This window comes from Ferrovibrio sp. (assembly GCF_965278975.1).
GTDB lineage: Bacteria > Pseudomonadota > Alphaproteobacteria > Ferrovibrionales > Ferrovibrionaceae > Ferrovibrio.
On record NZ_OZ257126.1, the window covers coordinates 1,357,299 to 1,371,729 of the forward strand.

The 14,431-nt window shown below is 63.1% G+C and carries 13 protein-coding genes; 8 read left to right on the plus strand and 5 right to left on the minus strand.

Annotated elements, in window-relative coordinates; all coding sequences use genetic code 11:
• Positions 1-5 precede the first annotated feature (5 nt).
• The 4 genes from ACQY7X_RS06590 to ACQY7X_RS06605 are packed head-to-tail and all read right to left on the minus strand — an operon-like array spanning position 6 to position 4,485.
• Entirely contained in the window at positions 6-788 is a 783-nt protein-coding gene (locus ACQY7X_RS06590; protein ID WP_428249061.1) for an enoyl-CoA hydratase/isomerase family protein, read from the minus strand.
• A gap of 5 nt (positions 789-793) precedes the next feature.
• On the minus strand, positions 794-1,951 hold the full coding sequence (locus tag ACQY7X_RS06595) for an acyl-CoA dehydrogenase family protein (protein ID WP_428249062.1): 1,158 nt from the start codon (positions 1,949-1,951) through the stop codon (positions 794-796).
• 35 nt (positions 1,952-1,986) lie between these two features.
• Positions 1,987-3,606 (minus strand): acyl-CoA carboxylase subunit beta, encoded by a 1,620-nt coding sequence (locus tag ACQY7X_RS06600; RefSeq protein WP_428249063.1) that lies wholly within the window; start codon positions 3,604-3,606, stop codon positions 1,987-1,989.
• Positions 3,607-3,609: 3 nt separating this feature from the next.
• Positions 3,610-4,485, minus strand: coding sequence for an SDR family oxidoreductase (locus ACQY7X_RS06605; protein ID WP_428249064.1), 876 nt, complete (start codon positions 4,483-4,485; stop codon positions 3,610-3,612).
• Positions 4,486-4,598: 113 nt separating this feature from the next.
• Here ACQY7X_RS06605 and ACQY7X_RS06610 point away from each other — a divergent pair, with 113 nt between their 5' ends.
• The 3 genes from ACQY7X_RS06610 to ACQY7X_RS06620 all read left to right on the plus strand — a co-directional run bounded on the left by ACQY7X_RS06610 (position 4,599) and on the right by ACQY7X_RS06620 (position 6,661).
• Positions 4,599-4,892, plus strand: coding sequence for an SCP2 sterol-binding domain-containing protein (locus tag ACQY7X_RS06610; protein WP_341978281.1), 294 nt, complete (start codon positions 4,599-4,601; stop codon positions 4,890-4,892).
• Positions 4,893-5,156: 264 nt separating this feature from the next.
• Positions 5,157-5,513, plus strand: a complete 357-nt coding sequence (locus tag ACQY7X_RS06615) for a hypothetical protein (protein WP_428249065.1) — start codon at positions 5,157-5,159, stop codon at positions 5,511-5,513.
• A 50-nt stretch (positions 5,514-5,563) separates the two neighbouring features.
• Positions 5,564-6,661 (plus strand): DUF2855 family protein, encoded by a 1,098-nt coding sequence (locus tag ACQY7X_RS06620; RefSeq protein WP_428249066.1) that lies wholly within the window; start codon positions 5,564-5,566, stop codon positions 6,659-6,661.
• Positions 6,662-6,804: 143 nt separating this feature from the next.
• Here the strand turns inward: ACQY7X_RS06620 and ACQY7X_RS06625 are convergent, their stop codons facing one another.
• Positions 6,805-9,051: a methyl-accepting chemotaxis protein gene (locus ACQY7X_RS06625; RefSeq protein WP_428249067.1), complete on the minus strand. Its 2,247-nt coding sequence runs from the start codon at positions 9,049-9,051 to the stop codon at positions 6,805-6,807.
• A 360-nt stretch (positions 9,052-9,411) separates the two neighbouring features.
• Here ACQY7X_RS06625 and fabI point away from each other — a divergent pair, with 360 nt between their 5' ends.
• The 5 genes from fabI (at position 9,412) to ACQY7X_RS06650 (ending at position 14,411) form a co-directional block, all read left to right on the plus strand.
• Positions 9,412-10,272, plus strand: a complete 861-nt coding sequence (fabI, locus tag ACQY7X_RS06630; protein ID WP_428249068.1) for an enoyl-ACP reductase FabI — start codon at positions 9,412-9,414, stop codon at positions 10,270-10,272.
• A gap of 6 nt (positions 10,273-10,278) precedes the next feature.
• Entirely contained in the window at positions 10,279-11,391 is a 1,113-nt protein-coding gene (gene aroC, locus ACQY7X_RS06635) for a chorismate synthase (RefSeq protein ID WP_428249069.1), read from the plus strand.
• Positions 11,391-11,906: a hypothetical protein gene (locus tag ACQY7X_RS06640; protein WP_428249070.1), complete on the plus strand. Its 516-nt coding sequence runs from the start codon at positions 11,391-11,393 to the stop codon at positions 11,904-11,906. Before aroC ends, ACQY7X_RS06640 begins: the two co-directional genes overlap by 1 nt.
• A 559-nt stretch (positions 11,907-12,465) precedes the next feature.
• Positions 12,466-13,101: a peroxidase-related enzyme gene (locus ACQY7X_RS06645; RefSeq protein ID WP_428249071.1), complete on the plus strand. Its 636-nt coding sequence runs from the start codon at positions 12,466-12,468 to the stop codon at positions 13,099-13,101.
• 113 nt (positions 13,102-13,214) lie between these two features.
• A complete protein-coding gene (locus tag ACQY7X_RS06650; RefSeq protein ID WP_428249072.1) occupies positions 13,215-14,411 on the plus strand; it encodes an EAL domain-containing response regulator in 1,197 nt (398 codons plus the stop codon).
• Positions 14,412-14,431: the final 20 nt, after the last annotated feature.

The following is a 14,431-nucleotide window of genomic DNA, read 5'->3' on the forward strand; positions in this document are numbered from 1 at the left end:
TGGCCCTATACCTGCGCCGCCCAAGCGGGCTTGCGCTTTTCAACAAATGCCTTGGTACCTTCGCGGCCTTCCGCACTGCCAAGTGCTGCAACGAACGACACCGCCGCCGCATCCAGTGTGGCGCCGAGATCGCCGCCCTGGCTCCGCCGCATCAGTGCCTTGGTGGTGGCAACCGCACCGGGTGCGCAGCGCAGGATGGCGTTTAGCGCAGCCTTGCCCTTGGCTTCCAGCTCTTCCGCACCATCGGCCACATCATGCGCCAGGCCGATCCGCATGGCTTCCACGCCATCGATGCGGCCGCCGGTGACACCGAGGCGGCGGGCCTGGGTGAAACCGATCCGCGCCACCACGAAGGGCGCGATCTGCGCCGGCAGGATGCCGAGGCTGACTTCCGGCATGGCGAAATTCGCCCTGGCCTCGGCGATCGTTACATCGGCGATGCAGGCGAGGCCGAAGCCGCCGCCCATCGCCGGGCCTTCCACCAGGGCCACCACCGGCTTCGGGCATTGATCAGCCAGTTCCAGCATGGCGCCGAAGGCACGGTTGCGCGCCTGCACGGCTTCGGGCGCCGATGAACCGGCCATATCCTTGATATCGCCGCCGGCACAGAAGGCACCGCCGGCGCCGCGCAGCAACACGGCGCGGATGCTTTCATCGTCACGCGCCTGGGTGAAGGCGGCGACGAGTTCCTGCACCATCTGGGCAGACATCGCGTTCTTCACCTCGGGCCGGTTCAGCGTGACACGCAGAACCGGGCCATCATGCTGGAGCAGCAGCGCGGCAGTCATGCGGCTTACTTCTTCTTGCCCGGCATGATGCCCATGTATTTCGCGATGATCGAGAGCATCACCTCGTCGGCGCCGCCGCCGATGGAGCCGAGCCGCGTGTCGCGATAGGCGCGGCTGATCAGGGTTTCATTCATGAAACCCATGCCACCGTAATATTGCAGGCAGGAATCGGTGATCTCACGCGCCAGGCGGCCGGATTTCAGCTTCGCCATCGAGGCCAGCATGGTCACATCCTCGCCCTTCAGCATCAGGTCGCAGGCGCGGTAGCAGATCGAGCGCAGCAGCTCGACCTCGGTCTGCAATTCCGCCATGCGGAAATAGACCGTCTGGTTGTCGAGGATCGACTGGCCGAACGCCTTGCGCTGGCGGGTATAGTCAATCGTGTCGTCGATGCAGCGCTGCTTGGCGGCCAGGCCGGAAATCGCCGCCCAGAGCCGTTCCTCCTGGAACTGCATCATCTGATAGACGAAGCCATGGCCTTCCTGGCCGATCAGGTAGCGTTGCGGCACGCGCACATCATCGAAATAGAACTGCGCCGTATCGGAAGACCGCATACCCATCTTGTCGAGCTTGCGCGCGATGGAAACGCCCTTGGTCTTGAGCGGCAGGATGATCAGCGACTTGTTCTGATGCACCGGGCCTTCGCCGGTATTGGCCAGCAGGCACATCCAGTCGCCCTGGGTGCCGTTGGTGGTCCACATCTTGCCGCCATTGATGACGTAATCGCCGCCGTCCTTCTTGGCCGTGGTCTTGATGCTGGCGACATCCGAGCCGGCACCGGCTTCCGACACGCCGATGCAGGTGACCATCTCGCCGGCAATCGCCGGGATCAGGAATTCCTTGCGCAGCTCATCCGAGCCGAAGCGCGACAGAGCCGGCGTCGCCATGTCGGTCTGCACGCCGATGGCCATCGGCACGCCGCCGCAATGGGTGTGGCCCAAAGCCTCCACCATCATCATGTGATAGGAATAATCCAGTCCGAGGCCGCCATAAGCTTCCGGCTTGTTGATGCCGAGAAAGCCCAGCTTGCCCATCTTCATGAACAATTCGCGCGCCGGGAAAATGCCGTCGCGTTCCCATTCATCCACGTTCGGATTGACTTCCGTTTCGATGAATTTCTTTACGTTATTGCGGATTTCTTCATGTTCATGGGTCAGCTGCATCGTGGTTTCCTCTGGTCCCTGTTTTTTTATGGTGATTACATCCGGGCAATGCCGAAGGTGTTGGATTTAAGCACGCGCCTGTCGGCGTCGCGGCAGATTGAGAGGCAATAGCCCAAGAGGCGGCGCGAATCGCGCGGATCGATCAGGCCGTCATCCCAGAGCCGCGCGGTGGCGAACAGGGCCGTGCTTTCCTTTTCCATGCGCTTGATCACCTTCTGGCGCATGCCATCGATCATTGCCGCATCCGGCTCGGCCCCGGCGCGGCGGAATTTTTCTTCGGCCACGATGGCGAGCACACCGGCGGCCTGTTCCGGCCCCATCACGGCGATGCGATTATTCGGCCAGGCGAAGATGAAGCGTGGATCATAGGCGCGGCCGCACATGCCGTAATTGCCGGCGCCGAACGAGGCGCCGATATGCAGGGTCAGCTTCGGCACGCGGGCATTGGTGACGGCCTGGATCATCTTCGAGCCATGCTTGACGATACCGCTGCGCTCGGCCTCGCGGCCCACCATGTAGCCGGTGGTATTCTGCAGAAACACGATCGGCGTGTCGGCCTGATCGCAGAGCTGGATAAATTGCGCCGCCTTCACCGCGCCTTGCGCATCAATCGGCCCGTTATTGCCGATCAGTCCGACCGCCTCGCCATGGATGGTGGCCTGGCCGCAGACCGTATGGGTGCCGTAAAGCGGCTTGAAATCGACGAAATCGGAATCATCCACCAGCCGCGCGATCACCTCGCGCACGTCATAGGGCTTGCGGAAATCCACCGGCACCACGCCGCAGAGTTCATCCGGGCTGTAGCGCGGTTCGGCGTAGCTTTTCACCTGGTTCGGCGGCAGGCGTTCGTTCCAGGGAATCCGCGCCATGATCTCGCGCGCGATGCGCAGGCCATCGGCGTCATCCTCGGCCATGTATTCCGCCACGCCGGAAACCGTGGTGTGCATCTCGGCGCCGCCAAGCTCTTCATCGGTGGCGATTTCGCCGGTGGCGGCCTTCAGCAATGGCGGACCGGCGAGGAAGATCTTGGCGCGGTTCTTCACCACCACGACATAATCCGACAGGCCGGGCTGGTAGGCGCCGCCCGCCGTGCTGGAGCCATGCACCACGGTGACATGCGGGATGCCCATGGCCGACATGCGCGCCATATTGGCGAAATTCTGCCCGCCGGCGACGAAAATCTCGGCCTGATAATTCAGGTTGGCGCCGCCGGATTCCACCAGGCTGATCAGCGGCAGCTTGTTCTTGAGGCAGATTTCCTGCGCCCGCAGGGATTTCGCCAGGCCCATCGGCGCCGTAGTGCCGCCCTTGATGCCGCTGTCGGACGCCGTGACCATGCAGCGGATGCCGGAAACGAAGCCGATGCCGGCGATGACGCCGCCGCCCATGATATTCTCGGCGCCATCGTCGTCATGCATGTTCAGGCCGCTGAGCGTGGAGATTTCCAGCCAGGGCGAGCCGCGATCCAGCAGATGCGCCACGCGCTGGCGCGGCGTGAGCTGGCCACGCTTCTGGAAAACCGGCAGCTTGGCATTGGAGGTGTCGCGCACGCGCTGTTCCAGGCCGCGGAAATTCTCGATCAGCGCCAGCATTTCGGCGCGATTGCGCTGGAAGCTTTCCGAGCCGGGCTCGATACGGGACTCGATGATCGCCACGCCCTATTCCTCCTGCAGCACTTTCGGCGTCACCGCGCGGTGGAAGCCGGGGAATTCCTGCGACTTGCGATGCTTCGGCAACTGGTAGTTCGGCCGCGCATTCGGCACCGCGCCATCGACCCGGATGCAGGAGCCGCTGATGAAGGCCGAGGCCGGGGAGAGCAGGAACAGGATGGCGGCGGATACTTCCGCTTCGTTGCCCAGGCGCTGCAACGGCACGCGGTCGCGCATCGAGCGGATCACCGGACCCATCCAGTCGGGGTAGGTGTCCATGCCGGACGAGGCAATCCAGCCCGGCGCCACGGCATTGACGCGTACATTGCTGACGCCCCATTCGCAGGCGGCGGTTTCGGTGAAATTCAGCATCCCGGCGCGGGCGGCGCCGCTATGGCCCATATTGGGCATGCCGCCCCACATGTCGGCGATGATGTTGACAATGGAGCCGCCATGATCGGCCATCCATTGCGTGTAGCATTCGCGCGCCATCAGGAAGCCACCGGTGAGGTTGTTGCGCACCACGGTTTCCCAGCCCTTCTGATTGATCTGGGACAGCGGCGCCGGAAACTGGCCGCCGGCATTGTTCACCAGGCCGTCGATGCGGCCGAAATGCTTCAGGATCGCGGCGATGGTGGCGGCGACGCCGGCTTCCTCGCGGATATCGCAGCTCCAGCCGCCGGCCTCCACGCCGGGCACATCCTGGCGCAGTTCCGCCAAAACCGTATCGAGCTTGTCCTGCTTGCGGCCGACCAGCGCCACCTTGGCGCCCAGGCTGGCCAGTTCATGCGCCGTGCAGCGGCCGATGCCGCTGCCGCCGCCGGTGACGATGACAACCTGGCCGCTGAACAGGCCGGGGCGAAAAACCGATTGATAGCCCGCCATGGTTCTGGCCACTCCTCCCACTTCGTTATTTCATACGAAGCTACCTTGACGTTAACGTAAACGTCAAGGTAGCTTGCGCGACCGTTCAAAGGGTCACTTCAGGGAGGAAGCCAATGTCGCTCGAACAGATCACCCAGAACCTCTCCAGCCGCGTTGCCGCCGGCAGCGGCCTGAACGCCACCGTCAAGTTCGATTTCGGCAGCGACGGCATCGTGTTCGTCGATGGCGTGAACAACACCGTGTCGAACGAGGATGCCGAGGCCGATTGCACCATCACCATCACGATGGACAACTTCCTGGCGCTGGCCAGCGGCGACCTCGACCCCACCACCGCCTTCATGATGGGCAAGCTGAAGGTGAAGGGTAACATGGGCATCGCCATGAAACTGCAGGGCCTGCTGGGCTGATCCTTACCCTGGCGTCATGCGGGGAAACTGGTCGGTGTCTGACTCAAGCGACCACAGCAATAAATCGTCATGGTCCGCGTAGGCGGACCATCCACGCCTTCTTTTCTGTTACAAAACTCGTGGATGCCCTGCCTGCGCAGGGCATGACGGCGTTAGATTACACGGCAGGGGAAACGCTATGGCAAAAGCCGGGAATGACAAAGCCTGGGATTTCGAGGTATCGCGCAGCGACTTAATCGCGACGCGGCTTTATAATTTTAACTAATGTCACTCATTGATCGCGCCTTCCTGGAGATGGTTCTGTCGGAGTATGTCAAACTTGACCCTCGGGATGGAAAATCCGGTGCGTTTGCTCAACTCAATGATGATGTGGATGTCGACTTATGGGCAGAGGATTCCTATCTCGTGGGTCTGGTTCTGAGTTTCCTAAAGGGCAACCTGCCCAATGATAATTGTATAAAATTGAACCGATCAATTGATCATCGTCTGTCTAAGTATTTGGATAACGCACCCCCCGAGATAGCCATGCAAGTAATGGCCTTTCGCAACTACAGAATTAAGATGCGGCAGTTAGCAAACGCCTTAAGTAAGGCTAGTGGGCTTCAAATTGTTGATGCCTGAATAGCCTTGACCCAGGCATGATGAGGCCGGTGGAACGGAGAGCAAGCGCCATGGCAAAAGCCTGGGATTTCGAGGTAGCGCGCGGCGATCTGGCCGCGACGCGTGTTGTCGAACACGACCTGCCGCCGCTGCAGGACGGCGAAATCCGGCTGCGCATCGACCGCTTCGCCTTCACCGCCAACAACATCACCTACGCCACCATGGGCGACAGCATGGCCTATTGGCGCTTCTATCCCGCAGCCGACCCGGCCTGGGGCCGCGTGCCGGTCTGGGGTTTCGCCGATATCGCCGAGAGCCGCTGCGATGGCCTGAGCCCGGGCGAACGCATCTATGGCTATTGGCCGATGGGCAGCCATGCGACGCTGAAACCGGGCCGCATCACCCCGGCGAGCTTTGTTGAAACCGCCGAACACCGCGCCAGCCTGGCGGCGGCCTATAACCTCTATACGCGCTGCGCCGCCGATCCGGGCTACGACAAGGCGCATGAGGATCTGCAGGCGCTGCTCAAGCCGCTCTATGTCACGTCCTTCCTGATCGATGACCAGCTTGGCGATGCCGGATTCTTCGGCGCCGAGCAGGTGATCATCGCCAGCGCCTCATCGAAAACCGCTTTCGCCCTGGCCCACGCCCTGAGTCAGCGCCAGAGCCTGGGCCAGCAGCGCCCGCGCATCATCGGCCTGACGGCGGAGAGCAACCGCGGCTTTGTGCAGAGCCTAGGCTGCTACGATGAAGCCGTGAGCTATGATGCGATTGCCAGCCTGGATGCCAGCAAGCCCGCCGTGTTCGTCGACATGGCCGGCAACGGCCCGATCCGCAACGCGCTGCACCAGCATTTCCGCGACAATCTGAAATTCAGCCTGATGGTCGGCCTGTCGCATCGCGACAAGCGCGCCAGCATGGCCGACCTGCCGGGCGCAAAGCCGGTGCTGTTCTTCGCCCCGGACCGCTTGAAAATGCGCGGCCAGGAATGGGGCCGCGACGGCCTGAACAGCCGCATCGACGCCGCCTGGCGGCCCTTCGTGCGCGCCGCCAGTGGCTGGCTGAACATCAGCACCGGCCACGGCCCGAGCGATTTCGCCCGCGTCTATGCCGCGCTGCTCGACGGCAAGGCGCCGCCGGCCGAAGCCTGGATGCTGGCGACGGCGTAGGCCGCAGCCTCCTCATTCGTCATGCCCCGGCTTGGCCGGGGCATCCACGTCTTTACATTTTCGTCACCCTCGCGAAAGCGAGGGTCCCATTTATCTTGTAAAAATGGGATTCCCGCTTGCGCGGGAATGACGAAGCAGTCGCCTTACCGCTCCGACGCGAAATAGGCGCGGATTTCCTGGGCCATGTCGGGATCGGCACAGGTGTAGCGCAGGCCGGCATAATTGCCGTCGATGCGCACCACTTCGGCATCGGCGGTGAAGCGGAAGACCTGTTGCGGCGTGTTCACCACCACGGTGAGATTCATGGCGGTGCCAAGGCTTGGCACACTGCTGAACGGACCGATCAGCAGGCCGATGGTGCTCCAGTTGCGCAAGGCGATCTGGTTGCCGTTCAGCACCACATGGTCGCCCGGCCGCGTCTCGATGCGCCGCGCCGTGCGCTGCTCGAAGGTCTGCTGCGCCAGCTTGAAGAAGCCGACCAGTTCGGCCAGTTCCTGCGCCTGATTGGCCAGCGCCTGGGCCGAGGCATGGGTCTCTTCCACCAGGGCTGCATTGCGCTGGGTGATCTCGTCCATGTTGGTGACGGCCTTATTCACTTCATCCAGGCCGCGCGACTGCTCGCCGGACGCGGAAGCGATCTCGCTGATGATGCTGGTGACCTTCTGCACCGCGCCGGTGATATCCTCCAGCGCGCCGCCGGCCTGGTTGGCCAGATCGGCGCCGGTTTTCACCTGGGCGTTGGACTGGCTGATCAGCGCCTTGATCTCCTTGGAGGCATTGGCCGAACGCTGCGCCAGGCTGCGCACTTCCTGCGCCACGACAGCGAAACCCTTGCCGGCCTCGCCGGCACGCGCGGCTTCAACGGAAGCGTTCAACGCCAGCAGGTTGGTCTGGAACGCGATCTCGTCGATCAGCGCCATGATGTCACTGATCTTCCTGGCGCTGTCCTCGATCTTGCCCATGGCGCCGACAACATCGCCGACCACGTTGCCGCCGCGCTGCGCGGTCTGCCGTGCCTCGCCCGAAAGCCGGTCGGCGGCCAGCGCGTTCTCGGCATTCTGCTTCACCGTGGAGGTGACTTCATGCATCGCGGCTGCGGTTTCTTCCAGCGTCGCGGCCTGGCTTTCGGTGCGCTGCGCCAGGTCTTCCGAGCCGCTGGAAATATCGGCGGCGGCATCGCGCAGCTGGTTCGCGGAATGCGCCAGGCGGCGGGCGAATTCGCTTAAGCGTTCCGCCATGGTGTTGGCGGAATCCTTCAATTCGCCATAGACGCCCCGGTAATCGCCGGTGATGCGGCGGCCGACATCGCCTTCCGAGAGCGCGCGCATGACGCGGGCAAGATCGCTGGTGACGCCCTGCAGCGTCGCAGTCAGCGAGTTCAACTGCTGGCTCACCGTGAGCTGGAAGCCTTCCTTGTCGCTCTCGTTGATGCGGCGGTTGAGGTCGCCCGCCGCCACTGCCTGCACCAGTTCGGCGATCTGCTCGGCGGCATTGGCTTCGCGCGCCTCGCGGGCGGCGCGCTGCTCCTCCACCTGGCGGCGCTGCGCTTCCGCCTCCTCCTGCAATCGTTCATTCTCGATGCCGTTCTGCTTGAACACCTGCACCGAACGGGCAATGGCGCCGATCTCGTCGCGCTTGGCGGTATGCGGCACTTCCGTCTGCCACTGGCGCTCGGCCAGTTTCAGGATCGCATCGGTCAGCCCATGCAGCGGCTTGGCCACCGAGCGCGCCAGCAGGAAGCCGAGTACGATCAGCACCAGGCAGTTGATGCTGACCGCGATGATGGCATCCTTCAGCGACTGTTTCGCCTCGGCCTCGACATCATCGACATAGACGCCGGAACCGATCACCCAGCCCCAGAGCGCATAGCCCTTCACATAGGAAATCTTCGGCACCGGCTGCTCGAAGCCGGGCTTGGGCCACATATAATCGACAAAGCCGCCGCCCTGGGCGCGCACCACCTTGACCATCTCGACGAACAGCCGTTTGCCGGTGGGATCGGCATTGGTCGACACATCCTTGCCGACAAGCTGCTTCGAGAACGGATGCATCAGCAGCACCGGGCCCATGTCGTTGACCCAGAAATACTCGTTCTTCTCGTAGCGCAAAGCCTCCAGGCGCTTCAGCGCCGCTTCCTTGGCAGCGGCTTCGGTCATGCCGCCGGAAACGGCTTCCTTGGCATAGGATTCCACCACGCTATGGGCGGTTTCCACCAGGTGGCGCAAAGCCGTGCGGCGCTCCTGCATGATGTGGTCGCGCTGGTCGAACTCATCCAGCAGCATCTGGGTGAACAGGCTGCCCACCGCCACGGCAATGATCGCCATGATACGCAGCATCACCGGGATACCCATGCCGCCCTTTGCCGTTCCACCAACGCTTGCCGCCTGCATAAACCTGATCCTCTTTATTACCGGCACCCTCCCGGTATAATCCTAGGGGTGTAATCTTAGGCAAGCCCTGATTGCCAACCAATGCCCGCCAAGGGTGATCAGTGCCAAGACGGGTTCCGGCTGCCAAGCCATATGACCGTGAACATTCGCTTATGGCCACTGCAACAAAACCTGTCACCGCCAGCATGAGCCAGGCCGCAAGTCTCGGAAAACAGCGGAAAACAGAGCCAGATTGCGACCCGGCGATGCTTGGCGCGGCAGGCGCTTTTCGGCTATCTTGGCCCATCCGCCCGGCCTGCGGCGTCGAGTCGCAGGCAGCAGGGTTTTTGTGCCGTTTTTTCATACAAGTCGAGGAAGGCAATGTCGCAGCCCCAAGCCCCCCATGCCGGTAACCTTATGCAGGGTCGCCGTGGCCTGATCATGGGCGTGGCCAATGACCGTTCGCTGGCCTGGGGCATCGCCAAGGCGGTGGCCGCCCAGGGCGCCGAACTCGCCTTCACCTATCAGGGCGATGCACTGAAAAAGCGAGTGGAACCGCTGGCCGCCCAGATCGGCGCCAAGCTGACCATGGAATGCGACGTGACCAATGCCGCCTCGATGGATGCGGTCTTCGCCACGCTGCAAAAGGAATGGGGCAAGCTCGACTTCCTGGTGCATGCCATCGCCTATGCCGACAAGGAAGAGCTGAAAGGCCGCTACGTCGATACCTCGCCGGAAAATTTCGCGCTCTCCATGAACGTGAGCTGCTATTCCTTCACGGCATTGATGGCCCGCGCCGAAAAGCTGATGAGCGAAGGCGGTTCGGCGGTGACACTGACCTATTTCGGCGCTGAACGCGTGATGCCGCATTACAACGTGATGGGCGTCGCCAAGGCGGCTTTGGAAGCCAGCGTGCGCTACCTCGCCGCCGATCTCGGCCCGCGTGGCATCCGCGTCAACGCGATTTCCGCCGGCCCGATCAAGACGCTCGCCGCCTCCGGCATCGGCGATTTCCGCTATATCCTGAAGTGGAACGAACTGAACGCGCCGCTGCGCCGCAATGTCACCATCGATGAAGTCGGCGGCGCCGGCCTCTATCTGCTCAGCCACCTTGGCGGCGGTGTCACCGGCGAAGTGCATCATGTCGATAGCGGCTATCACAGCGTCGGCATGGTGGCGGTGGATCAGGCGCCGGCAGTGGCCGAATTGCTCCAGAGCATCGGCGGCAAGAAGGCAGACTGACAGCTCATGTCCGATAACAGTTTCGGCAAGCTCTTCCGCGTCACCACCTGGGGCGAGAGCCATGGTGCCGCGCTGGGCTGCGTGATCGACGGCACGCCGCCGGGCATCGCGCTGGCCGAAACCGACATCCAGCATTGGCTGGATCAGCGCAAGCCCGGCACCTCACGCTTTGTCACCCAGCGCCGCGAGCCGGATGAAGTGAAGATTCTGTCCGGCACCTTCGAGGGCCGCACGACGGGTACGCCGATTTCGCTGCTGATCGAGAACCAGGATCAGCGCAGCAAGGATTACGGCGAGATCAAAGACAAGTTCCGCCCTGGCCATGCCGATTACACCTACTGGAAAAAGTACGGCATCCGCGATTACCGGGGCGGCGGCCGTTCCTCGGCGCGCGAGACCGCGGCGCGCGTCGCCGCCGGCGCGGTGGCGCGGCAAGTGCTGAAAAGCATCCTCGGCGACGCCGTGCAGATCCGCGGCGCCCTGGTACGCATCGGCAAGCTGGGTGTGGAACGCGCCAACTGGCGCTGGGACAGCGTGACGCAGAATCCGTTCTGGTGTCCCGATCCCGCTGCTGCCATGGCCTGGGAAGATTATCTCGATGGCATCCGCAAGGCGGGCTCCAGCGTCGGCGCCATTGTCGAACTGCATGCTTCCGGCGTGCCGGCCGGCCTCGGCGAGCCGATCTATGGCAAGCTTGATGCCGATCTCGCCGCCGCGATGATGAGCATCAATGCCGTGAAGGGCGTTGAAATCGGCGCCGGCATGGCTTCGGCCGAACTCACCGGCGAGGAAAATGCCGACGAGATGCGGCTTGATGCAAACGGCCAGCCCGCCTTCAGCAGCAATCAGGCCGGCGGCATCCTGGGCGGCATTTCATCGGGCCAGGATATCGTGGTGCGCTTCGCGGTGAAGCCGACCTCCTCGATCCTCAATCCGCGCGCCACGCTCGACCGCTTCGGCACCGAGACCGAAATCCTCACCAAGGGCCGCCACGATCCTTGCGTCGGCATCCGCGCCGTGCCGGTCGGCGAAGCCATGTTCGCCTGCGTGCTTGCCGACCACCTGCTGCGCCATCGCGGCCAGGTCGGCGGTTTCCGCGACGGGTTTGATCCACGGTGATGCTGACGCGCCGGCTGCTGCTCACTTCCCTGGCTTTGCCGCTGGCCGGTTGCGTCACCACGGCACCCGGCTTCGAGATGTATCCGCAGCCGTTGCTGCAGGATCAGCCGCTGCCGCCCGGCAAGGCCATCATCCTGATCGGCGCCGATGGTCTGGGCGGTGTCGATTATGTGCAGCTCCACCATTCGAGTATGCCGGCAATCAATATCCGCCACATGTTTGCCAGCCAGATCATTGCCGTGCCGGTGGCGGTCGGCATTCGCGGTTTGCGCTTCCAGGTCTTTACCCGCAGTGGGCAACGAAGCGGCTATATTGGCAGCGTCGGGTTCGGCTATATCGACATACGCAGCGCGCCAATCGATATCGACCGTCCCGGACTTTATTTCATCGGCACGATCCTGCCGGCACAGGACCGCGCTGTGCCGGAGCCGGTGCCGGCACAGCTCACCTCACTGCGTGCGCGCCTGCCGAAAGCACTCGAAAACCTGGAAGCGGTGAATTTCCGCTGGCCATGATGTGCGTGGCCCCGCGTTTGTGCCGTATCAGCGGCTTCCGCGACGGCTTTGATAAAGCGTAAGGCTTCGCACTCTTCGTCATTGTCACCCTCGCGCCAGCCCTTCGGGCCTGTGCGCCCACGAACGCCGTCAGGCGTCGCGCGCTTACAGAGGGCCCCGTTTCGTTGTGACAATGGGATTCCCGCTTGCGCGGGAATGACGGTTAGGGACTGAGCCATTTCCCTCTCCGTCATGCCCGGCTTGACACGGGCACCTCCGAATGGTTGCCAGAGAAACCTTTTTATTGTCACCCTCGCGAAAGCGAGGGTCCCATTTCGGTCAGCCGAGGAAAAATGGGATTCCCGCTTTCGCGGGAATGACAGCTAAAGGACTGAGGCCCTCTCCCTCCATAAGCCGTCATGCGCGGACTTGATCCGCGCATCTTTGGCCACCTGATTGAGATGCCCGCATCAAGTGCGGGCATGACGACAAGGGGGGCAGACGATCCAGGCCCACCGCCTGCCGCTTCCGTGCCTGCCGGAAACCTTCTAGGCTTTGGCCATACCCAGGAGGAAACACCATGGCCAATACCAAAGCCCAAGCGGGCAACAAAGCTAAGACCGGGACCAAAATCGGCAAGACCAAGACGCCCAAGCTGCATGCGCTGGATATCGCGGCACCGCCGCGCGCCAAGCTGGAGCCCGACACCCAGGCCTATTTCGCCAAATGCGACGAGAAGCTCGGCTTCGTGCCGAATGTGCTGCAGACCTACAGCTTCGATGCCAAGAAGCTGCGCGGCTTCACCGAGATGTATAACGAGCTGATGCTGGCGCCCTCGGGCCTCTCCAAGCTCGAACGCGAGATGATCGCCGTGGCAGTCAGCTCGATCAACCATTGCTATTACTGCCTCACCGCCCATGGCGCGGCAGTGCGGGCGCTTTCAGGCGATCCGAAGCTGGGCGAGCAGATGGTGATGAATTACCGCGTTGCCGATCTGACGCCGAAAATGCGCGCGGCACTGGATTTCGCCGCCAAGCTGACCGAGACGCCGGACAAGATGGTGGAGTCCGACCGCGCCGCCTTGCGCAAGGCCGGCTGGAGCGACCGCGATATCTGGGACATTGCCGCCACGGCGAGCTTCTTCAACATGTCGAACCGTATGGCCGCCGCCATCGAGATGCTACCCAACGACGAATATCATGCCCAGGCACGCTAGTGCCCGATGACTTGACGTAAGCGTCACCAGGACCACATTTAGCGGCAGCGCCGCACCCGGCTTTTGGTTAAGCTGGGGCGGCCTTTTCCGTTGCTCTGGCTTGGGGGTTGATTTTGTCCGGGTTCGATCCCGCTTCGCTGTCGGTCATGGTGGTGGACGACACCAAGCTGATGCGCGACGTGGCCCTGGCCTATCTGCGGCGCTACGGCATCGGCCATTGCAGCGCCTATGCCGATGGCCAGGAAGCGATGGAAGCCCTGGCCAATGCCGCGCGGCCGGTTGACCTCATCCTGCTTGATCTCAACATGCCGGTAATGGATGGCATCGAGGTGCTGCGGCATCTTGCCGCGCGCCATTTCCAGGGCCAGCTCGCCCTGATCTCGGGCGAGAATCCGCGCCTGCTGCGCACTGCCGAGACACTCGCGCGCGCCCATGAACTCAACATCATCGGCGTGGTGGAAAAACCGCTCACCGGCGCCAAGATGGATGCCCTGCTGGCGCATCTCAAGCCCGGCCAGCGCCAGGCGGCGCCGGTGCTGCCGCTGCTGCCGGTGAGCGAATCCGACCTGCTGGATGCCTTGCGCGCCGGCGATATCAGCATCGCGGTGCAGCCGAAGATTTCCCTGCGCGAACGCAGCGTGGTGGGCGTGGAAGCCCTGGCGCGCTGGCTGCATCCCAGCCGCGGCATCATCCCGCCTTCCGATTTCGTGCCGATCGCCGAAACCGGCAGCGCCGCCGAGCCCTTATTCGATGCCGTGCTGGAACAGGCGCTTGCCGCCCTGGTGCGCTGGCACCGCCAGGGCCACCGGCTGCAGATGGCGATCAACATTTCCGCCGCCGACCTGACCCGGCTGAAACTGCCCGATCAAGTGGCCTCGGCGGTGGCGCGTCACGGCCTGGTGGCCGAGGATCTGCTGCTGGAAGTGACCGAAAGCCGCCTGATCCAGGATCTGGCCCCGGCGCTGGAAGTGGTGACAAGGCTGCGGCTGAAGGGCTTCGGCCTCTCCATCGACGATTTCGGCACCGGCTATTCCTCGCTGGAACAGTTGCAGCGTATCCCGTTCGACGAACTGAAGATCGACCGCCGCTTCGTTACCGGCGCCGCCGCCGATCCCTCCGCCCGTGCCATCATGGCATCATCGATTCGCCTCGCCCGCAGCCTAGGCATCGGCACCGTGGCGGAAGGAATCGAGAGCCAGGAAGACTGGGATTGCGCGCTGCGGCTGGGCTGCGACGTGGTGCAGGGCTACCTGATCGCTCCACCCATGGCAGCGGATGATTTTCCCGCCTGGCTGTCTGCCTGGAAATAAGGCAGGCATCTCACCTGCCT

Coding starts and splice junctions, on each gene's coding strand:
- ACQY7X_RS06590 (WP_428249061.1), bottom strand. CDS start 788: ATGACTGCCGCGCTGCTGCTCCAGCATGATGGCCCGGTTCTGCGTGTC.
- ACQY7X_RS06595 (WP_428249062.1), bottom strand. CDS start 1,951: ATGCAGCTGACCCATGAACATGAAGAAATCCGCAATAACGTAAAGAAA.
- ACQY7X_RS06605 (WP_428249064.1), bottom strand. CDS start 4,485: ATGGCGGGCTATCAATCGGTTTTTCGCCCCGGCCTGTTCAGCGGCCAG.
- ACQY7X_RS06610 (WP_341978281.1), top strand. CDS start 4,599: ATGTCGCTCGAACAGATCACCCAGAACCTCTCCAGCCGCGTTGCCGCC.
- ACQY7X_RS06615 (WP_428249065.1), top strand. CDS start 5,157: ATGTCACTCATTGATCGCGCCTTCCTGGAGATGGTTCTGTCGGAGTAT.
- ACQY7X_RS06620 (WP_428249066.1), top strand. CDS start 5,564: ATGGCAAAAGCCTGGGATTTCGAGGTAGCGCGCGGCGATCTGGCCGCG.
- ACQY7X_RS06625 (WP_428249067.1), bottom strand. CDS start 9,051: ATGCAGGCGGCAAGCGTTGGTGGAACGGCAAAGGGCGGCATGGGTATC.
- fabI (WP_428249068.1), top strand. CDS start 9,412: ATGTCGCAGCCCCAAGCCCCCCATGCCGGTAACCTTATGCAGGGTCGC.
- aroC (WP_428249069.1), top strand. CDS start 10,279: ATGTCCGATAACAGTTTCGGCAAGCTCTTCCGCGTCACCACCTGGGGC.
- ACQY7X_RS06640 (WP_428249070.1), top strand. CDS start 11,391: ATGCTGACGCGCCGGCTGCTGCTCACTTCCCTGGCTTTGCCGCTGGCC.
- ACQY7X_RS06645 (WP_428249071.1), top strand. CDS start 12,466: ATGGCCAATACCAAAGCCCAAGCGGGCAACAAAGCTAAGACCGGGACC.